Annotated in this window: 15 protein-coding genes, 1 tRNA gene and 1 pseudogene; 7 read left to right on the top strand and 10 right to left on the bottom strand. The window is 57.6% G+C overall.

Annotated features, from left to right (window positions below; all coding sequences use genetic code 11):
• Both IPH10_10360 and IPH10_10355 read left to right on the top strand, forming a co-directional pair.
• Positions 1-258 (top strand): YceI family protein (locus IPH10_10360; GenBank protein ID MBK6911312.1); only part of this gene is annotated, 258 nt, incomplete at its 5' end.
• 69 nt (positions 259-327) lie between these two features.
• Positions 328-564, top strand: coding sequence for a YceI family protein (locus IPH10_10355; protein ID MBK6911311.1), 237 nt, complete (start codon positions 328-330; stop codon positions 562-564).
• A gap of 930 nt (positions 565-1,494) precedes the next feature.
• On the opposite strand, the pseudogene IPH10_10350 reads toward IPH10_10355, so the two are convergent.
• From IPH10_10350 to IPH10_10305, 10 genes and pseudogenes are all read right to left on the bottom strand, one after another.
• Positions 1,495-2,064: pseudogene (locus tag IPH10_10350) on the bottom strand (PD40 domain-containing protein).
• A gap of 554 nt (positions 2,065-2,618) precedes the next feature.
• Positions 2,619-2,780, bottom strand: coding sequence for a hypothetical protein (locus IPH10_10345; GenBank protein ID MBK6911310.1), 162 nt, complete (start codon positions 2,778-2,780; stop codon positions 2,619-2,621).
• A gap of 290 nt (positions 2,781-3,070) precedes the next feature.
• On the bottom strand, positions 3,071-4,429 hold the full coding sequence (locus IPH10_10340; GenBank protein MBK6911309.1) for an alpha-amylase: 1,359 nt from the start codon (positions 4,427-4,429) through the stop codon (positions 3,071-3,073).
• Positions 4,430-4,480: 51 nt separating this feature from the next.
• Entirely contained in the window at positions 4,481-7,525 is a 3,045-nt protein-coding gene (locus IPH10_10335; GenBank protein ID MBK6911308.1) for a hypothetical protein, read from the bottom strand.
• A 63-nt stretch (positions 7,526-7,588) separates the two neighbouring features.
• Positions 7,589-9,190: a sodium/solute symporter gene (locus tag IPH10_10330; GenBank protein ID MBK6911307.1), complete on the bottom strand. Its 1,602-nt coding sequence runs from the start codon at positions 9,188-9,190 to the stop codon at positions 7,589-7,591.
• Positions 9,191-9,259: 69 nt separating this feature from the next.
• On the bottom strand, positions 9,260-11,719 hold the full coding sequence (locus IPH10_10325) for a glycoside hydrolase family 31 protein (GenBank protein ID MBK6911306.1): 2,460 nt from the start codon (positions 11,717-11,719) through the stop codon (positions 9,260-9,262).
• 305 nt (positions 11,720-12,024) lie between these two features.
• On the bottom strand, positions 12,025-13,824 hold the full coding sequence (locus IPH10_10320) for a hypothetical protein (GenBank protein MBK6911305.1): 1,800 nt from the start codon (positions 13,822-13,824) through the stop codon (positions 12,025-12,027).
• Between the two features lie 67 nt (positions 13,825-13,891).
• Positions 13,892-14,833 carry a hypothetical protein gene (locus tag IPH10_10315; protein ID MBK6911304.1) on the bottom strand — a complete coding sequence of 314 codons (942 nt, stop codon included), beginning with the start codon at positions 14,831-14,833 and terminating at the stop codon, positions 13,892-13,894.
• Between the two features lie 38 nt (positions 14,834-14,871).
• Complete coding sequence (locus IPH10_10310; protein MBK6911303.1) at positions 14,872-15,765, bottom strand: DMT family transporter; 894 nt, start codon at positions 15,763-15,765, stop codon at positions 14,872-14,874.
• 187 nt (positions 15,766-15,952) lie between these two features.
• A tRNA-Gln gene (locus IPH10_10305) sits at positions 15,953-16,027 on the bottom strand.
• Between the two features lie 184 nt (positions 16,028-16,211).
• On the opposite strand from IPH10_10305, the gene IPH10_10300 reads away from it, so the two are divergent.
• The 5 genes from IPH10_10300 to IPH10_10280 all read left to right on the top strand — a co-directional run bounded on the left by IPH10_10300 (position 16,212) and on the right by IPH10_10280 (position 23,703).
• Entirely contained in the window at positions 16,212-18,305 is a 2,094-nt protein-coding gene (locus tag IPH10_10300; GenBank protein MBK6911302.1) for a hypothetical protein, read from the top strand.
• A 120-nt stretch (positions 18,306-18,425) separates the two neighbouring features.
• Entirely contained in the window at positions 18,426-20,216 is a 1,791-nt protein-coding gene (locus IPH10_10295; protein MBK6911301.1) for a bifunctional anthranilate synthase component I family protein/class IV aminotransferase, read from the top strand.
• Positions 20,213-21,580 (top strand): sodium:solute symporter family protein, encoded by a 1,368-nt coding sequence (locus tag IPH10_10290; protein MBK6911300.1) that lies wholly within the window; start codon positions 20,213-20,215, stop codon positions 21,578-21,580. The genes IPH10_10295 and IPH10_10290 overlap by 4 nt, the downstream gene beginning before the upstream one ends.
• Before the next feature lie 46 nt (positions 21,581-21,626).
• Positions 21,627-23,384 carry a VCBS repeat-containing protein gene (locus IPH10_10285; GenBank protein ID MBK6911299.1) on the top strand — a complete coding sequence of 586 codons (1,758 nt, stop codon included), beginning with the start codon at positions 21,627-21,629 and terminating at the stop codon, positions 23,382-23,384.
• 7 nt (positions 23,385-23,391) lie between these two features.
• Positions 23,392-23,703: a Dabb family protein gene (locus IPH10_10280; protein ID MBK6911298.1), complete on the top strand. Its 312-nt coding sequence runs from the start codon at positions 23,392-23,394 to the stop codon at positions 23,701-23,703.
• Positions 23,704-23,722 lie beyond the last annotated feature (19 nt).

The following is a 23,722-nucleotide window of genomic DNA, read 5'->3' as shown; positions in this document are numbered from 1 at the left end:
TTGGCGCTGGTGGTTTCGGCGTCGTCGGTGCTGGCGCAAGATTGGTCGCTGGATAATTCGCATTCGTCGGTGAACTTCGCGGTGTCGCACTTGGTGGTGTCGAAGACGCGCGGTGAGTTCAAGGACTACACGGGTAGCGCGAGTTTCAATCCGGCGTACATGTCCACGACTAAGGCGAATTTCACCGTGCAGGTGGGTTCGGTGGATACGCGCGATGAGAAGCGCGACGGCCACCTGAAGAGTGCGGACTTTTTTTGACGTCGAGAAATTTCCGACCATGACGTTTGTGTCGAAGAGCGCGAAGCAGACGGCACCGGGCAAGGCACGTTGACGGGTGATCTGACGATTCGCGGCGTCACGAAGGAAGTGACGTTCATGTTGGACGGTTTTAACAGCGAAATCGCAACGCCGTGGGGCGCGAAGGTCGTGGGCGGCAAGGCAACGACGACGATTAACCGTCAGGACTTCGGCGTGAGCTGGAATAAGACGCTCGATGCGGGCGGTGTGGTGGTGGGTGACGACGTGGAAATCACGCTCGAACTCGAGTTCAATCGCCCGGCGTAACCCACTTGAAAAGTGGGCAACGTTGCCGGTGGCGCCCGCTTGAACGCGGGGCACATTGCCGCTGGCGCGCCCGCTTGAAAGCGGGGCACAATGCCGCTGGCGCGTGGCGTTTGGCGGATGTGTTCGAGAACTTGACCCCCCTTTATCCCCCCGCGCATCGCGGGGGGAGAGAAGAAAAGCCCCGGACCATTTTGGTTCGGGGCTTTTTGTTTTGAACTGTGAGACCGGGTGTTGTAACGGCAGTTGAGGGCTCTGATTCGGTTTACTCTCCTATGCGCCCGGAGTTTGGGGCACCTGCGCGGGTGCCGCCGCGAACAGAACAAGCTGGCCGTGTGACTGTTTCTACCCAGTTCACAAGGCTATATTGCAACTGGGATCGAGAAACTTGAATACCATGTGGGCGCTTCTGCAAGGAGTTCTATAAACTGTATCTTGACTCGGATGGAGTCCGACATTGTTCACCGAATCCCAAACTCCAGCCCAAACCATGCATGCTTTTAAGTCCTCGTGTCGGCAATGTCTGGTAATCCAGCAAAGGGATCGCAGTATCGGGCGTTCCACACGTAAAATTCATTTGGGCGGTTGCGACGTTCAACTGCGGCAACAGTATGATCCATAGAATTAAAACCAAGCAACTCTTAGCGCAACAATAAGACTTTGCCAACTCCTGATTGTGTTTATTGCGCGCATGAATGAAGTAGAATGCCGGATGACAAGTTAACCTTCGCATAATTCCGCCTTTCCATGAAAATATAGTTTGGTCTTGTCTATTTGCCATGCAGGCTTTCAATTATTGGCCGCTAATATTGTAAATCCTAATTTCTGAGCCGGCAAGACGTGAGGGGTAGTGCAATTTCAAACACTGTTCCAAAACTCCCAAATGACGGGGAAACCCGAATGGTAGGTATAGGGCTCGATCCTCTACTTGGCTCATCTGTATTCGTGAACACTCGCCGGGCCTCGTAAAGCCGAGCTGCCCTTTGGTGGATTGCGACGGCTATCAAGAATCAAGATAGATCCATCTGCAGGACAGCTTGGTCCGGAATCCCACCATTCCGTATTGATAGTGGAGTCGCAGCGAATTGCTGCGCTAAAAACCTGAGTCCGTGCGCATGGCATAGAAATCTCAGGATTGTTATGTCCCCATCGTTGACCATATACAAAAACTTCTCCGTTCATGGTCAAACATGGTGAGACAAAACCGCTTGGATCGTACAAATGAAAAGCGATTTCTTCGGGTTCTGACCATGAGCCATCCGGCTGTAAGCGGCTCGTGAAGGCCGCGTCTCCGCCTTCATGCATCCCGGGCTGTCCTGTTGATGTAAAGACAAGGGTTGAATCATCAAAGGATATCTGCCCCGTGAATTCACGCCCGCGATTGATTGGCTCAGGTAGCTGTTCTTTCGGGGACCAGTCATCCCAGTCCGGTCCGGTTCGATGTGACACAAATATGTCGTAGGAACCTTCATGGTAGGAAACAAAGTAGAGGCGTTGGCGGTCGGACGGATCGAGGGGCTAAGATTCCGGCCCTCATTATTCACGTTTGGCCCGGCATTGACCGGAGTTGTCCATGTCGAATCGTTAATCCGCTCGGAAATGTAAACATCATCATCGTTAGGTGCCCTTTGGTAAATCGTCATGCAAAGGACTTGACCATCGGCCGAAATTGTTGAATAGTAATAACTTCCTGGCGGATCAACATTGATTGGCGGCCGCATCAGCACTGGTTCCGTCCATTGTCCAAATGCTACGGTTTGTACTAAGAACAAAACCGCGAAGCCCACCCGTATCAAGATGGTCTGAACTCCGGATGAGATTCGCGTTGTTGCTGTGCTGTTCAACCTGTTCATGTCACTCCTGACGGTTGGTCTGCAGAATGCTCGTTAAAGCTACACTCGCTCTTAAGTGGCAAGAAATCGTTGCGCATGTGGTGTATTGGTCCGGTTGAATATTGTTGCACGACGTGCCTAGCCCATGGGAGGGCACCTGGATCGTTATGAACCAGGCAACCTTCCCATGGTAGCCTATTTTACGCAGTAGTGCGTCCAAGCGATTTACCTTATCAGCATCATCTTCTTAGCGTCCGTGAAGTTCGGTGTTTTGATTTGGTAGATGTAGACACCGGATGCCACGGTCAGTCCGGCAGCATTCTTGCCGTCCCAGAGGACGCGGTACGCACCTGCGGCACGGACATCATCTACTGCTGACAGGATCAAACTTCACGTCTGGGCCCGGTGTTCGGGGCACCCGCAGCGGGTGCCGCCGCGGGAAGCCCCGGACCTATTGGTTCGGGGCTTCTTGGTGCTTGATAGCGCTTGGTGTTCGGGGCACCCGCAGCGGGTGCCGCCGCGGGAACGTGTGGACGGGAGTGTCGGGCGGAGGCCCGACCTAGGTTACTTTGTTTACGTTCAGAATGACAGGTTCAATCTTCACGTCTGGGCCCGGTGTTCGGGGCACCCGCAGCGGGTGCCGCCGCGGGAATGACCGGGGGGAGAGCAGAAGGGAATCAGATTTTCTCGAATACTTTGGCGGTGCCGCTGGGAAGGGTGAAAGTCTCGGCGCCGGTGAGGTTTACGGTGTCGCCGGACAGGACTTCGCGGTATTGGCCGGCGAGAGTTGCGTCGTTCAGCGCGAAGTTGATGCCGGTTTGAATGGGATTGATCAGGACAACGATGCGAGCGTTGTCCTGTTCGCGTTTGTAGCAGAAGGCGCTGGGTGAACCCGTTGTGACGATTTGTGTGATGGGTGCGCCTTGTGCGCCGTTGCGTAACGCGGGGTGGCGGTGTTTCAGGTCAATCAACTTCTGGTAGAAATCGGCGAAGTCATTGGCTACCCAATCAATCGAGTCCTTGTCGAAGAACAGCAAGCGGCGGTTGAAGCCGGCTTCCTGACCATTGTAGACCAGCGGGAAGCCGGGAGCTGTGAAGGCCATCACGGCGAAGGGACGCGCGGCATTCTGGAAACGCTCGAACTCGGTGCCGTTCCAGGTATTCTCGTCGTGGTTGCTGGTGAAATACATGCGATACGCCTCGGCGGGATAGCGCGCGGCGTTTTGTGCGAAGTAGTTGAAGAGATCGGACACTTGACGTGTGCCTTGCGCGACATCAACGCTCTTGTGGAAGAGTTCCCAGCCGTAGGTGGCATGGAAGGCGGAGTGATATTCGGAGGCTTCGTGCTCGGCGAGCAGGAAGACAGACTTCATCGGCAAGAGTTCGCGGGCGGCATCTTCCCAGAAATCGAGCGGGACCATGCCCGCGACGTCGCAGCGGTAGCCGTCGATGTCGGTTTCCTGAATCCAGAATTTCAGCGACTCGATCATCCACGCGCGCATATCTTGGTTGTCGTAGTTCAGATCAATCACGTCGGACCAATCGGGGACCGGCGGGACGAAGTTGCCGTGCTCGTCGCGCGAATACCAGTCGGGATGATCGGTGGTGAGATGGTTGTCCCACGCGGTGTGATTGGCGACCCAGTCAATGATGACTTTGAAGCCCAGCGCGTGCGCCTGATTGACGAGCGCTTTCCACTCATCCATCGAGCCGAACTCCGGATTGACGGCGCGATAGTCGCGCACGGAGTAGTAGCTGCCGAGCGTGCCTTTGCGGTTCAACTCGCCGATGGGATGAATGGGCATGAACCACAAGATGTCTACGCCGAGTTCACGCAAGCGCGGGAGGTGCTCGGAAAAGGCCGCGAATGTGCCCGAAGTGGTGAATTGACGCACGTTGACTTCGTAGATCACGGCGTTGCGCGACCACGTGGGCGGCGTCATATCGGGCGGAGTTTCGGCGGTCTCTTCGGATGAGGCGCTGCAAGCGAAGATGAAGAGCAGCGCGAGCAGAGCGAGAGCGAGGAGTTTTAGCATGGCGGGGAGCGGCATGGGGAAAGATTATTGGATGAAGGATAAAGGGATACGTCAGAACTGGATATCCACGTAGTAGATCGCGGTCGTTTGTGACGGTGAATCGGTGAACGTGGTGTTGGTGGTGGTGCCGATTAGCGTGGGGGATTCGCTGATCGAGTTGGCGCGCCAGATTCTGTAGCTTTGAGCGAGTGCGCTGCCTTGCCAGCGGAGGACGACGCTGCTGTTGTCGGGTACGATGGTTAAGGCGCGGGGTTTCAGATGCAAGATGTACCACTCGCTGGCTTCGATGTTGCCGTTGGATACCACTGCTGCGGGAAGTTGGCCTTGCAATGTGCCGCTGTTGGGATTCTGATAGCGGGCCAGCGCAACGTAAAGCGAATCGGGAGATGCGCCGAATTCTTGCGCGAGATGGAGTGTGCCTTCGACGATGCCGCTCGATGCGAGCGCGGTTGTACCGCTGGCATCAAACCAGCCGCGCCAGCCGTTGTCGGCTTCATTGCCGACGAAGGCGCTCCATTGCGCGACTTGGCCGGCTTTGGACCACATCGCAGGTTGCAGTGCGCCGGGAGTTTGTGCGACAAAGATGAAGCGGTCTTGTGCGGAGCTCTGTGCGTTTTCGGTGGCGACGTAGAGATTCGCGCCGTCGTAGTCGGCCCAGAGGTGCATCGTGCCGTCGGTGCCGAGTTCACGCGCGCCATTATCGAGCACGCCGTTCATGACGAAACCGGGAGTGCTTGAAGGTGTGACGACGATGTGCCAATCCGCGCCGCTGTTGTTGTCCCACGCGCCGAGGCCATCGGTGAAAACGAAGTCCACGGAGTTGGCGTTGGCGGGAATCGCGTAGGTGTAGCGCCACATGAGCGAATCGTTATCGAAGGTCATATTGGGATCGGGGTTCAACACGCCTTGCCAATTCGAGTGGCCGATGTGAATCTTTACTGGATTTGTGTTTTGCGGTAACGTGCCTTGCGTCAGGTCGTAATAGATCGTGACGGTTTGGCCGCCGATGGGTTCTTGCGGAGTCCACGAGACGCGATTGCCACCGCCGCCGGAGCCTTCGCCGTTGCCGACGTAGGTGTGATGAATGTCGGAGGATGTTGGGTTGCCCGCGTTGTCCCACGCTTTGACGTAGTAGCTGACTAATACGTTGCCGGAATCGGTGACTTCGCTGTCGGTCAGGTGATAGGTGTATTGCTCGGCGATGTGGGTGGGCAGCTCATCGAAATCAATTTCGGGATCGTTGTAGGGATTCCCGGCGGGGAATGTGCGGCCTTGCATATCGCGGGCGCGCCACGATGTGACTTCGGGGCCGCCGGAGTAGGTTTCATTTTGGAAGGATGACAGCGGATTGGCGCCGTCGAGATCGAGGCGATAGTAGAGCGAGCAGGCGGCGATGCCACTGACATCGGAAATGAATGTCCAGACGCGGAAGTCGCGCGACAGGTTGACTTGCTGATAGCCATGCAACGGCCCGAAGCCGATGGCGCCGGGGTTGTGCGGCCATTGTTGTAATGGCCAAATCGTCGGCGATGTGTTGTCAGGCGCGTTGCCGATAGCGAGAGATGCGCGCGAAACCGCTTCGTTGCAAGCGACGGTGGGTTTTAACTCGAGATCAAGCGTGTTGCCGTAGTACATGTAGCCGCTGTTCAATGAACCGAGCAGAAAATGCCAGGCAAGATCGAGGGTAGAAGGTGCATTCGTGCGCGGGTCTTGAATCGCAGGAATGTAGGACGGTCCAGCGACATTTTCAGCAGTTAAGACGTAGTTGGTGGCGGCAGTGATGACGGCCCAGTTGTGCGCGTCAATAGCCCAACCGTTTTCGATGTCAATTTGACCTGATGAATTGTACGGCGGCCAGAGCCAGTTGGGAAAATCGGGATCGCCGAAATCGCCGTCGGCATTGATCCACGCGCCGTCTTCGACGTGCACAATGTCACTTGACGGCACGGGATGATCGGCAAGAAACTCGGGAACGGTGGTCGGCTCGTAGCCTTGCGCGACGGCTTGCGAGGTAAATTGCGGGACACTTTCCATGTAGTAGGAATAGCCGCCGCCGAAGGCGTTGTCGCCGTCGTGACCGAGCGTGATAAGCATTGGGTCGTTAGGATCATTCCACGAGGCGATCTGGTTGATGTCACTTGTTCCGTAAGGTTGATAGCCGTCCTGCCAACTCATCGCCATGGCGACGGGAACGACGATGATGGTGTCGGCGACGCCGGTCTGTGCATCCACGTAGATCGCGCGATGCGGTTGAAAGGCGAACGGGACAGCATCGGTCGGTGAACAACCACGCGAGATGGATTGCGTGCGCCAGTTCGGTTGCGCGGGGTTGAGCTGATCGGCAGGGTTGGGCGGATTACAGTTTTCGCCGCCGGTGCCAAGCGTCAACGGGAAGTTGGCGCAGGCCCGCGAGAGGTGTGTAGAGGCGATAAAGGTCCAATCAAGATTGCAATCGCGCAAGACGGGAATAATGCGCGATGAATAGGCAATCTCAGGTGGGAAGAAGCCGCGCGATTGCGCGGGGTTCGCGCCCCAGACGAAGGGGTAGGCGTGCTGATAGATTTGAATGTCCTTCTTCAGAACTTCCTTGTCAATCAGCGGCGCGAAGGAGTGATGATATGATATGACGGTCATCTCCATGCGTGGACGGCCACCGGAGGTGCTCCAGTTGCGCGCGGTTTGGAAATGCGTGTTCCAATTCGCAGAATAGCCGCCATAATTTGCCGCACCGAGCGAACCGACATTGCGAATCAAACCGCCGGAAAATGTCACCTGGGCGCCGGCATCCACACCGGACATGACGTCTATCGCATCTTTGGGACGATACTGATATGCGGCAATACGGTCGGCGAGCGTGAAGATCTGGTTCACATCATTTTCAGGATGAAGCGCACCGCTGTTGCGCTGCCAGATGGATTCAAGCGCGGTTTGGTAGCCGTTGCCGTAAGGAGATTGGTCCGGCCAGTAGATGGGCTGTTCGAGGTGCCAGAGGTAGGTGGTATGGATGGGAGCTGCCACCAGCGTGGACGCTGGACCCAGTGCCGCTTGCGCGATCAGTAATATGAAGAGGATTGGCATGTGGCGGAGTGTGTTCATGATAAAGATCGTTGTCCTATGATCCCATTGCCGTAAGCAGTGATAGGGAACCGGTGTCAGAAGTTAGAAGAAGATGCCCCAGAGGATTAGGCACGTTATGACGAGTGCGATAGAAAGAACAACGTTGCGGTTGTGTGCTGCTGGGTCGGTCGCGAGGCGGATGCTCTTGGGGGTGTGTGCAAAGGTCAGGCCGTTTAGGGATGCGGCGCTCGGCGCGGGTGTGCTCAGGCTGACGGCAACCAGGACGAGTGAACAGATGATGAATAGGAAAGTGGCGAAATGCAGGAAGTTCATTTCGACCATCGTGCGCAAGAGGCCATCGCTTAGGGGCGATTGCTTGTGGATGATCTCGCCGATAAGTCTCGTTGCGCCGATCAGTAAGCCTGTTAGCAGAGCTGCGAGCGAGCCTTGACCATTGCCACGCGACCATAAGAGGCCGAAGAGAAAGACCGCGGCGATGGGAGGTGAGATGTAGGCTTGCACGCTCTGCATGTAAACGTACAATTGCGATGAAACCAAGTTGATGAAGGGCACCCAAGCGATGCCCGCAAGCACAATGACGCCTGTGGCGATGCGGCCCACGCGGACGAGGGATTTGTCGTCGGCGTTGGGCTTGAGTTTCTTGTAGACATCGTAGGTGAAGAGCGTGGAGGTGCTGTTGAAACACGAGGCGAGTGAGGACATTAGCGCAGCGAGCAGACTTGCTACAACGATGCCCTTCAAACCTTCGGGAAGCAAACGAGAAACGAGCGTGGGATAGGCGCTGTTGCCCTGCGCATCGGGGTAGAGCACATAGGCAATCATGCGGGGCACGACAAGAATGAAGACGGGGAGAATTTTCAAGTAGCCCGCGAAGATCGCGCCGCTGCGAGCCTGCTCGATGCCGCGCGCGCTTAGAACGCGTTGGACGATATATTGATCTGTGCACCAATACCAGATGCCCAAGATCGGCGCACCGAAAATGATGCCGGTCCAGGGGAATTCGGGATGATCCATGCTCTTGAACATGCTCCAGAATTCGGGCGGCGTTTTGGCGACCAGTTGACTCCAGCCGCCGACTTCCTGCAAACCGAGAATCGTCAAGAGCAGAGCGCCAAGGACGAGGATAATCGCTTGCAGGAGTTCGGTGTAGATGACTGCCGTGAGGCCGCCGATGACGGTGTAAACTCCGGTTGTGACGACCAAGGCAACTGCGGAGGTATAAACATCCCAGCCGAGTAACTCATGCAAGAGCAATGCGCCGGCGAAGAGTGTGACGGAGACTTTGGTCAGAACGTAGGCTACGATGCTTACGCCGGTCAGGTACCAACGGCTCTTCGCGTCGTAGCGACGCTCGAGGAATTCAGGCATCGTGGTGACTTGCGAGCGCAAATAGAACGGCGCAAACACCCAACCGAGCAGCAGCACGATTAGACATGCGAGCCACTCGAAGTGGCCGACTGCGAGGCCACCTGCCGCGCCGGAGCCTGCGAGACCGACGAAGTGCTCGCTGGAAATATTCGTCGCGAAGAGCGAGCAGCCGATTGCAAACCAGCCGACGTCACGGCCCGCGAGGAAATATCCGGCAGCATCATTCTTGCGGCGGCGCGTGAAGTAGTAGCCGACGGCAAAGACCGCCGCGAAGTAGGCGGCGATGATGGTTAGGTCGAGCGGGGAAAGGCGCATGGGAGGGCCTTAGGAAAAGGAAAATGGATGAAGGACGGTCAGGATGCGCCCGCTGGGCAGCATCGTGTGTTATTTCATGTAATAGAGTGGCTGACTTTGGCTCATGAATTCAAGCGACTTGAATTGGTGTGCGGATGGAAGCGTTATCTCAAAGAGCCTGCGGTCTGGATCGTATGACAAGCGACTGTCTGTTAGTTCCAAGGGCTCACCGTTTAGCAGGATGTCAGTCGGTGTTTTGACTACATCCCACCAGTAGATCGTTAATTTGCTGTCTGGCGCGCTGAATCCTGCGGTATGTGAGTAGCGAAAGAGCTGATGGATACCCTCAGCATTTCCGGCGTTGTAGTCGATTCGATTGTAGGCGCTGTCTTGATAGGCGAGGCTTGCACCATCGTCTTCGTAATGCTGAAACTGGGAGTGCGTGCGACGACCAAAGGTGTAGATGTCGAGTGTTAGTTCTTTTACAGGTGACTGGTCGGAGTAATCTTGCGCTTCACGCCGAGCGATGACGGCACCATCGCGCAAGAACATGGGGAGCCAATCCAAGTGTGCGTCTACGATGATTTCTTGTTGGCCGTCGTAGACTTTCTTGGTGTTCCAGTCGAGCCATTTGCCTTCGGGTAGGTACACTTTCTTGGCGTATTGGCCGACTCTGGTGACGGGGGCGACGAGAATGTTCTCGCCTAACATGAATTGCTGTTGATAGGCCCAGTCGTAGCACTTGGGGTCGTTTTGGAATTCGTAGAACAGCGGGCGCCAGATCGGTTCGCCGGATATGCTCGACTGATAGAACAGCGAATAGAGCGTCGGCAGAAGTTCGTAGCGGAATTTGATGAACCTGCGGGCGATGGCTTCGTTGTTTTCGCCGAAGGACCACGGTTCTTTGTCGTTAGAGCCGAAATGAGAATGCGTTCTGCAGAACGGAGAGACGGCACCGACTTGCATCCAGCGGACGAACAACTCGGGTGAAGGCGTGCCCATGAAGCCGCCGATGTCCATGCCGATATTGGGTTGACCGGACAGGCCCATCGAGAGCATGAGGCGAATGCCGAGTTCGAGATGGTCTTCAGTGGCGAGATTATCGCCCGTCCAAGCGGCGGCGTAGCGCTGCATGCCTGCGAAGCCGGCGCGCGTCAGAATGAACGGGCGCTCGTTGGGATATTCTTTCAATAGGCCGTCGTACGTCGCTTGGGCCATGTGCAGCGCGTAGAGGTTGTGCATCTTCTTGTGTGACGAGAAGCGGCCGCTGTCGTTGAAGACGGTTTCTAAGGGAAAGGCCTGGCCCCAGCAGGCGGGTTCGTTCATGTCATTCCAGAAACCGCGGACGCCGCGCTTTCTGAACTGAGCGACATGTTTACCCCACCATGCGCGAGTTTTGGGATTGGAGAAATCGGGGAAATAAGAATTCCCCGGCCAGACTTCGCCGATATGGACGGAGTGGTCGGGGAATTTAACGAAGTGATCACCGGCGAGGCCTTCTGAGGCCATGTTGTATTCCCAATCGGCCTTGACCCCGGGGTCAATGATGGGAATAACCTTGAAGCCGTCTTGGCTAAGGTCGGTGAAGAGTTTTTCGGGATTGGGGAAGCGCGTGCTGTCGAAAGTGAAGACGCGGTAGCCATCCATGTGATGAATGTCGAGATAGATGACATCACAGGGAATGTCTTTGTCGCGGAAGGTTTGCGCGAGCGTGCGGACTTCGGATTCGGGATAGTAGCTCCAACGACACTGCTGATATCCGAGTGACCAAAGCGGTGGGAGCGTCATCTTGCCCGTGAGGTCGGAGAAGCGCGTGACGACTTGGCGGATGTCCGGGCCGAAGATGACGAAGTAATCCAGCGGGCCGTCTTCGGCGGCGAAAGAGGAGTAACGCTTTTGGCCTGCGCCGAAATTGAAGCGGGTCTTGTAGGAGTTGTTGAAGAAGACACCGTAGGCGATGCCGTCGCGCAGGCCGATGTAGAAGGGAACGGATTGATAGAGCGGGTCGCTGGAGTCCTGATAGCCGGGGGTATCGCTATTCCACAAGACCAATTCACGTCCACGACGGTCGAGGCCTCCGCCCTTCAGGCCGAGGCCGAAGAATTTCTCTCCGGGCGCGAGTTTTTTCCACGTTCGGACTTCGTTGCCGTCGAAGCCATAGGCCATGGCGGGGTCGTCGGCTAAATAGGTGACGCCGGCACTGGGCATGTACCACGACAGATGCAACGAATCGCGGTCTATTTGCACGTGATAGCGGCCCGTGCTGAGCTCAATGAAGTCCTGTTGCTCGGTTCGAGTGAAGTTGACCGTTTCGGCCGGAGCGAGCACGAGCGCATCGCCGAGCAGCGGCTCGGGATCATTGTTACGAACGACTGTGATGCGGACGATTTCGGGAGTGTAAAACTGGACTTCGAGGGAGGTCGAGTCCGTACAGAGAATGCGCGCACCGCGCGGGGTCGGCGCGATGGTGTCCACGGGCGCAGTGAACCGGTAGTTGGCCCGGGAAACGGTGGCAGTTATGAGGAGGGCGAGGAAAAGCCGGGGGAGCATGTCCTGTGTTTTGGGGGAAGGAGAATAGTCCGGTTCGGGTTTAATGTACGGAATTAGGGGCCGGAGGGCAACTGGCGGCGGTGATTTATGCCAGTTTGGGCGACGGACCGCCCCGGATTCTCGGGGTGGCTTGGGGGTCGCCCCTGCTTTGCCCCGGACGACCGGAGAGATCCTTCAGGCCGCAGCGGCCTTCAGGCTGACCGGGCGCTGGGCGTGGGCGGTTGGTTCTCTTTTCCGTATGACCTCCCCTGACATGAAAGACCCCCGGTTGCGCCGGGGGTCCCTTATGCATGTATTGGCGGCGCCTACTGGATCGAAATCGCTTTGGCCGGCAAGGCGCGAGCGGTCGTGGTCTCGGTAACGTGGGAGGCAATGACTCCAAAGTACTCTTGCTCGGGAGATATGATCAGGCAGTTGGTGCAGGTGAACGTGGTGTCGCCGACCGTAGCAAAGACGTTCAGAGGAGAAAAGAGCTGAGTTAGGTTCGTCGCCTTGTAAATCGCGTATTGGTTGGCATTGGGGCGCGAGGACCAGCGCAAGGTGTAGCTCAAGGCGGTCTCATCGGTGACAATCGTCAGGTCGCCGATGGGCTGAATGATGTCATGCAGGGGAACATTCGGGACAAGCGGCGAAAGCGGAATCTCATCGGCGGCGATCCGCTGATAGTAGAGCGGGTTCTCGGTGGCAATGCCTTCACCGACCAACCACGTCCCGGCATCCAGATCGAGTTGCCAGAACAGGTGCAGATAGGCACTGATCCCAGAATAGGTCAGACGCGGGGCCATGGAAATATCGCGCTCGTTTTGCGACTGGCCTGCGGGAGCTGGGTTCACCGCTGGTTGGGTGTCGGTGACATTGCGGCCTGCCGACCAATTGCGGCCCACATCCGTGGAGACGGAAACCCAGGCATCGCTGGTGGCGAAACCCGAATCGGACCAGGCATCCTGCGAGAACTTCTGGTATGAGCAGAAGAGATTGCCGGTGAGCGCGTCAACCGACAGGCTGGGGATGGCGAGATTGCGCTTGTTCTGGCCGGGGCGGTAGAGACCGTCGGTCCAGTCCGATGCGATGAGTCCGAAGGAATTGAAAGGCTCGTTCCAGTGATAGATCCGGGCGCGATAGTCGGATGTGGTGATCGTGCCATCGCTCTGCTCATGGTAAAACGCTGTGGTAAACGCGACATGAATGTTGTCGTTGTCGTCAAAGATGACGCTGATCTCGCCAAAGACGCGCTGCGAATCGGCATCGGTGAATTGAGTCAGATTCTGCGGCGCACCCCAGGTATCCCCGCCATCTTCGGAAACGGCCAGGTAGAGATCACAATTGCGGCCGTCGCCGGAATTAATGGCACCGGGACGAATCCGGGCGTAGGCGATGGCCACGCGATGGGAGTTGAGCGAAGCGGCAATGTCGGGCGTGACGCTGGGTGTGGAATCAATGACGGCGAACTCGGTGCCGGTGGGTTGGAGCAGGTCCCAAGTGATGCCGGTGGCCACGCCGCCGGAGATCTGCGGCAGACCGCGCGAGTAGTAGAAATCGCCGAAGTTGGAGCGGACGGTCACGACATGCATCGTGTTGTTATTATCAAGCGCGACTTTGGGCCAGATGCAATTGACATTAGTTTCGCTCTCGATGACATACGGTGCGATTGACGAGATGAAGGCACCGGCGCGGGGCATGAAATCAATGGCAGCGGTCAGATGGGGGAGCGTTGGCGGATCTACCTGATGAAAGCACGGTATTGCGAAGCCTTCGGGAGTCACGGCGAGAGTTGTGAAACCGGCGCGCGTGGCGAAGTCAACATCGAGGCCATCAGATGTTTGCATCAGTCCGGTGTTCGGGTTCCAGACATTGTAGCGAATGTGGCGCGGATTGGTTGATCCGCTCGCAGAGTGCATCCAGGCCAGATGGACATAGCCCGCTGTGTCTACACCGATCATGCGGCCCGTGGTGAGATTGTGCTGCACATCGTACCACGTTGTACCTGCCTGATAGATCGTGCCGATGGGAGTATCGAGCGGCGAGTGCGGCGTGCGGATATCATCGGCACGCAATACGGTGGCAAATAGGATTGCCGTTAAGCAGAGCCAGAACATTTGCTTCATAATAAAGAGACCTTTTTATACGTGGTCGGGAGTTAGAGAATGCTGAACAGTAGAGCCAAGTAAGGAGCTACTTGTCTTTCTTTTTGTAGTTGGCGGGGACGTCGAACTTAGTGGGTTCAACTGCGGTGGACTCGGACGAGAGCAGGTCCGTTTGCATGAAGAACTTGACGCGCTCTTCCCATTTCGGTTCTTTAGGCGTCTCTTTCTTTTTTCCGAATGGCAGTTTGCCCATGAGTTCGTTCTGCACGCCCTCTTTCATGGCCTGACCGAGAGACGGACCGACAAGTTGATGACGACGAATCTCCAGAATGCTCTGAACGCTTTCGCCGGGCGCCTTCTTCAGCTCTTCGACAAGACCCTTGAACTGCTCCTGATAGAGAGCCACGGCCATTTGCAGGCCGACGTTCTGCGCCCACTCGTCGAGACCCAACGCCGTAAGATACTTCATGTGAAAATCGCGAATTTCCTGTGTGCCGGGGACCTGCACGCTGTTCCAGAGATTGAAGTCAATCTTGACCCAATCGAGCGAGTCCATTTTGTTGGTGCCCGTGGCCACCATGCGCGCATTGTGGCATTCCCAGCCGTTGATGGTCTTGGGAGCGGGGTCGGAAAGCGTTTCGACGGTCCATGTGTACATATCTTCGGCGGTCGTGTCGGGCACCTCTTCCCCGCCCTCTTCCATCTGCGCGCGAGATTTCTGTAACATCTCGCGGAACTCGGCGAAGGTCATCTCGGTGTAGGTCTTCTTGCGATCGTCAAGGGTCCAGATAAGCTCTTTGTCGAGGCGAGTAATCGTGGTGGTCTGCTGTTCTTTGCCGCCGGACATGGTTTTCATGATGCCCGAGGTCCATTTGGACTTGGAGACGTCGGCGGATTTGTCCGTCGTGTAGGACACGGCCTGCGACGACTCCATGCCGCCGAAGCCCTTGGTCGTGGTTTTGGTCTGGCGCGTAACGTCGGCATAGGACGACAGGGCGCAGACGAGGATGAGGATTGGGAATAGACGCATGGTAGGTAGGGATTAGATTTGAAATGACGCCGAACAGTCTACGCGAAGGTGACCAAGTACACGCCGACGATGGCGAGCGCGATGCCAATGATTCTTTGCGTGGTCATGCGTTCTTTCAGGAAGACCGCGGCGAGGATGAAGACGAAAATGTTGCTCGTTTGATTGAGCGCGGAGGCCTGCGAAGCCTGCGTGTATTTCATGCCGGCGAGCCAGGTGATGAGCGCGAGATAGGCTCCGGTGAATGAGCCGCTCAACAGATAGCCCCAGCCGCTGCGAATGAGCAGGGATTGCAGGATGGCGACGCGGGCGCGGTTGAACAGCAGGATAACGCCGAGCGTGGCGATCCCGCCGAGCAGGCGAATCAGCATCACCCACCAGAGTGAACTGACTTCGAGCACCGGTTTGGCCATGACAATGCCGACGGCCATGAAGGCCATGGCCAAGACGCCCCAGGCCACGCCCCACCAGCGACCGCGGCGCGTTGTGTGGTCGGCGTGGCGTGTGTGGGTGGCCTCGAAGACGGCGGTGATAATCAGACCGACGCCAATGAGTTGCCAGAGGCTCAGGCGCTCGCCGAGCCAGATCATGGCGGCCATGATCACGAGCGGGCTGTACAGGCAGTCCACAATGGACGAGAGCGCTGCGCCGAGCCGATTGAGACTCATGAAGAAGAGCGTGTCGGCGATGCCAATGCCGAGCGCTCCGCTGATCAGCAGGAGGGTCAGTTCTTCCCGTCCGAACGGAAAGTCGAGGCCGCCTTCGGCAATCCAGAGTGTGGGTACGATCAGAAGCGCGGCCAGCACGTTCTTGAAGAGGTTGAGGGCGATCGGGTGCACCGTCTCGCCGCTCTTCTTAAACAGGATGACCGAGATGGCCCAGATCAGGGCCGTGCTAAGTGCGAGGATTTCGCCGAGGTGCGGGAGTGGAGACACGGAGAATGCGCCGGTGGCCTGAGTTGAAGATACCGAATTGAGGGGGAAACTTCCAGCCATCACGCGGACCCCGTAAGAAACGCGAAATGGGTAGCGGCCGTTGTGAAGGATCGGGCCGGGGAGCGCGTGGCGTGGGTGCTGTGGGACTGGTGAAAAACAAACAGCCCGTGAAGATCACGGGCTGTTGTGGCTGGGGAACAGGGACTCGAACCCCGATTAACAGATCCAGAGACTGTTGTCCTGCCAATTAGACGATTCCCCAATCGTAGGGTTTTACTTGGGTTAGGCAGACGCCTGCGGCACTCAAGAATGCGTAATATACGGGAACAGACCGCGAGAAGCAAGTGGGGGCGGATTCAGTCGGCTGGCCAGTTTTTTGCTCATCTTACCAGTGCTGGAACAGCTAAATGTATGTTATCCGATAAGCTAACTCAGGTGAATGGCCCATGGACGCGGCGCAAAATGCCTATGATGTGACCACTCCGCTCCTCCGTCTCGTGCCGCAAACGGCGCTGGACTCAGTATTCGGAGCTTCGGCGTTGGTTTCTCCCGACCTCAAACTGTCCGTGGTAGGCCGCTCATGGGATGAGTTCATGGCACGGTCGGGTCGAAGCGACCTGACCCGCAATGCCCTCCTGGGAAGCACAATTTTGCTGTTCTTCCGCAACGATGAGCAGCGGCGGGTCTTCGAAAGCTTGTTGCACTCAATGCACTCGGATGAACTGGGGGTCCATAATCAGGTGGTGGACCTGGGTACCAAGGAGAAGCCGTTTTACGTGCAACTGCACGTCCAAGGGCTGTGGCAAGAGGGTGTTTTCGCGGGTTATTTTCTGCACTGTCTGGACATCACGCGCGAGCATACGAACCGATTGGCGCTGATCGAACGGGACCGTGAGCTGATGGCGGTGCGTGAGTCCCTGGAGAAGACGCAGCAGGCCGGAAATTCGATTAACGATAAGCTGCGGGCGTCGGCGGAAGAGATTGCGCAACGGGAAGCTCAGTTGCGTAAGATGACGGAGAAATCGGTGCGCCTCGAAAAGAGCTCCAAGGAGGCGATGGAGCGGGCGGAGAAATCCGTTGAGAAGTCGGTGCGCTTGCAGCATGAAATAGATAAACTCAAGAAGCAGGCGGCGACGTCCGCGGAAGCGGCGATGCAATCGGAAGCTCAGCAAGCTGAGTTCATAAAGCTGCAGCAGGAGTTGGCGCAGGCGCAGAGCGCGGCGCAGCGGTTCGAGGAAGAGCTGACGGTGCTGCGGGAGCAGCATGGCGGACAGGCATCGGAAGTTGCGGCAGCGGCGCAGGAGCTCGCGGATTTGCGCGTGACCGTCAGTGAGTTCACGGCGCAGCATAGCGCGGCTCAGGCAGAATTGGCCGGTCTGAAAGAAGCGCTGGCAGCGAGTCAGCAAGAGGTGTTGGAATTGCAGACGGCAATGGTCGAGTTGCAGCAGGTGGCGGCGACGGCGCCGACGCCTGAGGCCGCGCCTGAGCCGGACAGCGCGCCGAGCGTTGCGGAGGAATTTGTGCAGTTGCTGGCGCAGCCGGCCTGTTATCTGGATATTCGCGGGTCGTTGCTGTGCGCAACAGGTCCATTCTGGGAGAAGCTGGGCGTGGCCGCAACACAGGCGCACGAGCAGGCGTTCACAGAGTGGCTCGATGAAGAGAGTACCTTGAACTTCAGCACATGGCTGGCGCAACAGGCCGACGTAACATGCGACTTAACGGCGGCCAACGGATCAAGCTGGCGGTCGTGCGCAGTGGTCGGGAATGACGGAAACTGGCAGCGCGTGGTGGTTGAAGAACTTGTACTGCCGATGCCTGAAGCAATCGAGAATGCGCCGACGGAATCAGCGGATGATCGCGTTCCGGCGAGCGGGGAGCCGACAGATGCTGCGATGAGCGGCCATAGCCAAGTGCGTGTGCTGTCGCGTGAATTAGCAGACGAATTCAGCAATCTGCTGACAGGTGTGCTCGGGCACGCATCGCTGGCGGCGGCAGAATTGGACGGCAACACATCGCGGGATATTCTGGCGATTGAAAAGACGGCGCGTGAGGCGGCGCAGCTTGTGCGAAAATTGTCGGCACTGAGCGGCGCGGGACGGCATGCGCAAGAGAGTGAATTGACCGCGTTGCTCAAGCAGTACGTCAAGAAGATGCCGCCGGGCACGTTCAGCGAGCGCGCGCAATTGGTCGTCTGTGATGAGAGCTGCCGCGTGGCGGGTGAAGCCAATAGTCTGCGCATGGTGCTGGACGCGGTCACTACGCATACCGCGGAACGCGTGAATGGCGGCGGCCAAGTGTGCTACACGCTGTCGCGCAACGAGGAGCAGGTCTGCCTGGCGGTGTCGTATGAGGGTTCGGCGGGCTATCCGTGCGGGTGGGACGAGGGGCTGCCGCCAGCGCTGGGGCAACCGGGATGGGAGTTGATCTTCGCCCGCGAGGTGGTGCGGGGCATGGGTGGTGATCTTGACCTTTCGGAAGACGGCGGCCGGGCGATGCTGCTGGCGACACTGCCACTGTTGCCGATTCCGGTCTCCGCATAGACTATCGCGCCAGCAGCGGCCGTGCAACGCGCCGCGAACGCAGATCGTGGGATTTCGAAAACCTGCCGTGAGGCAGGTTTTCTGTTTGTAGGATTGCGGGGAAATTTGTACTTTGGGGCCATGCATCGGCGACCGACAGCGATATTTACCGTACCCGCATCCGAACCGTGGCAATTGCGGTGGCGCGCCTTCCATGATCCCGTCGCGATTTGGATGTGCGCACGGCCCGCGGACCTGCGCGCGGCGCTGCAACACGTGCAGGAATGGCAGGCGGCAGGCTACTACGTTTGCGCCGCACTTAGCTATGAAGCGAGTCCCGCGTTTGACGGCGCGCTGGCGATACGCGACGCCGGTCTGATGCCAAGCGCGTGGTTTGCGGCGTTCGAGCGCGCGGACGAGTACGTTCCGACAGAGCGAGAGTTCGCATTGGGAGCGGCGGAAGTGATGTGCGAAAAGCCGCGCTACATGGACACCGTGCGGGCAGTTCTGGATCACATTCGCGCGGGCGACATCTATCAGGCGAATTTCACGGTGAGGGCGCTGTGCGATTTTCACGGCGACGCGCTGGGCGCATTTGGTGCACTGGTCCAAGCGACGCGCGTGCCGTACGCGTGTTATGTAGATACCGGTGCGACGCAGGTCGTTTCGATGTCACCGGAGCTGTTTTTCGAGAAGCGGGGACGGGAGATCGCGAGTGAGCCGATGAAGGGCACAGCGGCACGGCGGCCGTCGTGGGACGATGACGAGGCGGCGCGACTGGCGTTAATGGCGAGCGCGAAGGACCGCGCGGAACTGACGATGATCGTGGACCTTATGCGCAACGATTTCGGGCGAATCTGCCGTACGGGTTCGGTCGTCACGGCGGATGAATTTCGCGTGCGCCGCTATCCGACGGTGCTGCAGATGACAACGCGCGTGATGGGCACGCTGCGCGACGACGTGGAGCTGTTCGACGTATTACGCGCGACATTTCCGCCGGGAAGCGTAACGGGTGCGCCAAAGATCCGCGCCACGGAGGTCATCCGCGAGCGCGAAGACACACCGCGCGGAATCTATTGCGGAAGCGTGATGCTGTGCGAGCCGAACGGCGATATCACGGCGAACGTGGCGATCCGGACGCTGGAAATTAACGGCAATACAGCGACGGTTGGCATAGGATCAGGGATTGTGGCCGACAGCGATCCGGCACGGGAATGGGACGAGGTGCTCCTGAAGGCGAAGTTCACGCAGCTTAGGCCGCGGGACTTCGGGCTTTACGAAGCGTTTCGTTACGTGCCGCAGAGCGGCTTTCAGAGTCTTGACCAGCATTTGCGGCGGCTCGAACATTCGTGCATTTACTTCGGGCGGCCTTTCCCAGAGGAAAGGATTCGCGCACATTTGACCGAGCTCGCGTTGACATTGGGTGACGCGCCTACGCGGGTGCGACTGGATTTGCAGGGTGAGGAGATTGAGTTGACGTTAATGCCAGAGGAGTTGGGCTGGCCGAACGAGGGCGTGGTGGTGATGATTCCGGATATGCGACTCGATCCGGAAGATGCGCGGCTCTATCACAAGACAACCCTGAGGCCCGAGAAATACACGCTTCGTGCCAAGGCGAAGACGCTGGGTGCGCACGAGTGTTTGTTTCGCAATTTGCGCGACGAGTTTACAGAGGGGACGATTTCGAGCTTTACGTTTCGGGTGCGCGGCGAGTGGATAACGCCGGCGCTTACCTGTGGATTGTTGCCGGGGGTGTGGCGTAGCGGGCAGATTGAATCAGGAGACACGCGCGAAGGCGTAGTGCGTGAGCAGGAATTGCATGTCATTGATGCGATCCGCATTGGCAATTCAGTACGCGGCGTGAGCACCGTCGTGAAGATCATTCGGGAGGACGGAACGGTCGTGTATGACATGACGAAGGCGCGGACATGAGCACGGTGTTCGTCGGGATATTGACGTACATCGGGGCATCGCTCGTGGTCGGCATGATCGTATCGCGGAAGGTACACAGCGAGAGCGACTATCTGATTGCGGGACGGCAGCTTGGCTACTTACTGACAACTTTTTCGATTTTTGCGACTTGGTTCGGCGCGGAAACGTGCGTGGGCGCGGCGGCGGCGGTCTATGACAAAGGACTGGCCGGAGGCAACGCGGACCCGTTCGGCTATACGATCTGCCTGCTGCTCATGGCGATCATTTTCGCGGTGCCGATGTGGAAGCGTAAGCTGACGACGCTGGCGGATCTTTACCGGCAGCAGTATTCACCGGGAGTAGAGAAGCTCGCCGCGCTGATCATTGCGCCGAGTTCGGTCGTGTGGGCTGCGGCGCAGATCCGCGCTTTCGGTCATGTGTTATCGGTGTCTTCGGATTTACAGTTGGAAACGTGCATTCTCATCGCCACGGTGATCGTGCTCGTGTATACGGTGAGCGGCGGGTTGTGGGCGGACGCATACACCGACGTAATCCAGGGTTTCGCGCTGATTATCGGATTAGCGGTGCTGGCGGTGTCGCTTGGGGGTCTGGAGCAGACGCCTACCGTCGGCGAGTTGATGCGGAACGCATGGTCGGGCAGCGGGCATGGTGAGCCGGAAAGCCTGCTGACGATGCTGGACGGGTGGGCGGTGCCGATTTTCGGATCAATCGTAGCGCAAGAGTTGATATCGCGCGTGCTGGCGGCGAGGTCGGCCACAGTGGCGCGGCGGTCAGCTTTTGCGGCGACGACGATCTACCTTGTGATCGGAATGATTCCGGTGTATATTGGCTTGGTGGGCGTGTCGCTGCTGCCGGGAATTGAAGATTCCGAGCAGGTCATGCCGCAACTGGCCATGACCTATTTGCCCACGCTGTTTTACGTGATGTACGCCGGGGCGCTGGCGTCGGCAATTCTCTCGACCGTTGACAGCGCGCTGTTGGCAGCGTCGGCACTGATTGGGCACAATGTGATATTGTCCAGCCGACCGAACATGAGCGAGCAGAACAAACTGCTGGTTGCGCGCGGCGGCGTGCTGGTGCTGGGAATACTGGCCTACTATCTGGCGATCTACGGGACGACGACGTACGAGATGGTTGAGATGGCGTCGGGGTTGGGGAGCGCGGGTATTTTTGTCATATCCATTTTTGCGTTGTTCTCGAAACGCGGCGGACCGCTGGCGGCGGGCGCGGCGCTGATTGTGGGATTGGGAGTCTCCGTGTGTGGAAGCTACATCACGCCGTTTGACGGATCGTATGTAATTTCGATTGTGGGAGCGTTCGTGGTTTACATGCTGGTGTCCATGCGCGAACCTGCGCGCGCGTGACGGTCGTCTGATCGAGGGTGGGTCCCTTCATTCAGAGGAGGCGAAGATGATGGTACGGAATTGCTTATTGACGGCGGCGCTCTTGTCGTGCGCGGTAGCGTGGGCGCAGGTGTATGAGCGCATCACCGATTCGCCGGTCGTGAGGGACGGAGGATCGTCGGCAAATGTGTCGTGGATTGACGTAGATGGCGACGGGGACCTTGATTTGTTCATCACAAACGATGAAACGAATCAGGGGAATTTCCTGTATCTGAATGACGGTGCCGGGCACTTCACGGCGGTTGATGACGACCCGATCTTGGAGACGGGCGGGCACAACGTGGGCGCGTCGTGGGGAGATTACGACAACGACGGCGACGCCGATTGCTTTGTGGCTCGATGGTCAAATCAGAGTAACAAGCTTTACGTCAACAATGGCGACGGGACATTCAGCCGCGGGGCGGTGCCGCCGATTACGAACTCGGGCGGTTACAGCGAGACGGGCAGTTGGGCGGATTTCGACGCGGACGGCTGGCTCGATTTGCTCGTGACAAACAGTTCGGGCAGCAATCATCACAATTGGCTCTATCGCTCGAACGGTGACGGGACTTTCGCACTACATGACGAGCCGCCATTCAACACAGATGGTGATGATTCGCGGTCGGTCAATTGGTTTGATTTCGACGGTGACGGATGGCTTGATCTGTTTGTCGCCAATGAGAACAATGACCATGACGCCCTGTACGACAATCTCGGTAACGGGCTGTTCGCGTCGGTCGAAGGCGTGCCGCCTACCATTGACGGGGTTTCAAATTTGACCAGCAGCGTCGGCGACTTTGACAATGACGGCGACTTTGATCTGTTTGTCGGCTCGTATAGCTCACCCAGCAGATTGTACCGCAATACGGGCGGCAACTATGAACTCATCAGCAATTCGCCCGCATGCACGGACAATCAGCAGGCCGTGGGCAGCGCGTTCGCGGATTACGACAACGACGGCGACCTGGATTTGCTCGTGACGAACGGTTTTGCCGCCAATGGAAATATTTACCGACACAATTATCTTTACGACAATGATGGTGAGGGTAATTTCTCACGTGCGAGCAACGAGCCGATCGAAGCTGACAGCGGGTGGGGATTTGGCTGCGCGTTCGGAGACATGGACGCCGATCAGGACTTGGATTTATGCATCGCGCGTTCGCGCAATGCCAATGAAGACAACCTTCTCTACCACAATACGCAAGCAGGGAATCGCGGCCTGGTGCTTAAGCTGCGCGGCACCGTGTCAAACAGATCGGCTATTGGCGCATTGGTTGTTCTGGAGACGGACACTTTGAGCGGCGACCGTCAATACCGCATCGTTGAGGCGCAATCAGGCTACTGCGGACAGTCTCAGGATGTACACTTCGGCGTGGGCGATGCAAACGTGGTTCAACGGGTGACGGTTCACTGGCCGAGCACTTCGATCGAGAGCTACTTGAACCTGGCAACCGATGAGGCTTACACAATCGTCGAACATGGCGGCATCGTGAGTATTGACGAGCGCGGACTGCCGACTCCCACGAACTTTCTCGTGATGAACGCGTATCCGAATCCGTTCAACGCGGGTGTGACGCTGGCCGCTGAGCTGCCGACCCGGAGTGCCACGAACGTAGAAGTCTTTAACACACTGGGCCAACGCGTGGCGACGCTGTTTGACGGCACAGCGGGGCCGGGTGCGCTGGCGCTGACGTGGCAACCGAATGCGCTGGCATCGGGGATTTATGTCGTGAACGTGACACAGAACAGCGCGTCACAGACACAGACGATTCACTTCATCAAGTAGGTTCACTATGGTTCGACACATCGTGATGCTCAAACTGCATGAATTTGCGGACGGGCATGACAAGGCGGCGAATGCGCTGCGCGTGAAAGCGCTGCTCGACAATTTTGTCGGGAAGATTGACGGATTGTCGTGCATGGAAGTGGGGATCAATCAGGTGGCGGATGCACAGGCGTTCGATCTGGTGTTGAACGCGGACTTGCGTGACTGGGCGGCGCTGGAGTTTTATCGAGACCATCCGTTACATCGGGAGGTTATCGCGCTGCTGAACAAAGTGCGCAGCGATCGGACCGTGGTGGATTGGGAAGTGGCAGCGAGTTAACTTCTGACCTTTGGAGCAA

Source organism: bacterium (assembly GCA_016702305.1).
Lineage (GTDB): Bacteria > Electryoneota > RPQS01 > RPQS01 > RPQS01 > JABWCQ01.
Note: the sequence above shows the minus strand (reverse complement) of the source record. Positions and strands in the feature narration are given on the sequence as shown.

What these genes read in the sequence shown, in the direction of transcription:
- IPH10_10330 (MBK6911307.1), bottom strand. Translation starts at nt 9,190, where the DNA reads ATGCGCCTTTCCCCGCTCGACCTAACCATCATCGCCGCCTACTTCGCG.
- IPH10_10280 (MBK6911298.1), top strand. Translation starts at nt 23,392, where the DNA reads ATGGTTCGACACATCGTGATGCTCAAACTGCATGAATTTGCGGACGGG.
- IPH10_10340 (MBK6911309.1), bottom strand. Translation starts at nt 4,429, where the DNA reads ATGCTAAAACTCCTCGCTCTCGCTCTGCTCGCGCTGCTCTTCATCTTC.
- IPH10_10325 (MBK6911306.1), bottom strand. Translation starts at nt 11,719, where the DNA reads ATGCTCCCCCGGCTTTTCCTCGCCCTCCTCATAACTGCCACCGTTTCC.
- IPH10_10335 (MBK6911308.1), bottom strand. Translation starts at nt 7,525, where the DNA reads ATGAACACACTCCGCCACATGCCAATCCTCTTCATATTACTGATCGCG.
- IPH10_10300 (MBK6911302.1), top strand. Translation starts at nt 16,212, where the DNA reads ATGGACGCGGCGCAAAATGCCTATGATGTGACCACTCCGCTCCTCCGT.
- IPH10_10315 (MBK6911304.1), bottom strand. Translation starts at nt 14,833, where the DNA reads ATGCGTCTATTCCCAATCCTCATCCTCGTCTGCGCCCTGTCGTCCTAT.
- IPH10_10290 (MBK6911300.1), top strand. Translation starts at nt 20,213, where the DNA reads ATGAGCACGGTGTTCGTCGGGATATTGACGTACATCGGGGCATCGCTC.
- IPH10_10285 (MBK6911299.1), top strand. Translation starts at nt 21,627, where the DNA reads ATGATGGTACGGAATTGCTTATTGACGGCGGCGCTCTTGTCGTGCGCG.
- IPH10_10320 (MBK6911305.1), bottom strand. Translation starts at nt 13,824, where the DNA reads ATGAAGCAAATGTTCTGGCTCTGCTTAACGGCAATCCTATTTGCCACC.
- IPH10_10295 (MBK6911301.1), top strand. Translation starts at nt 18,426, where the DNA reads ATGCATCGGCGACCGACAGCGATATTTACCGTACCCGCATCCGAACCG.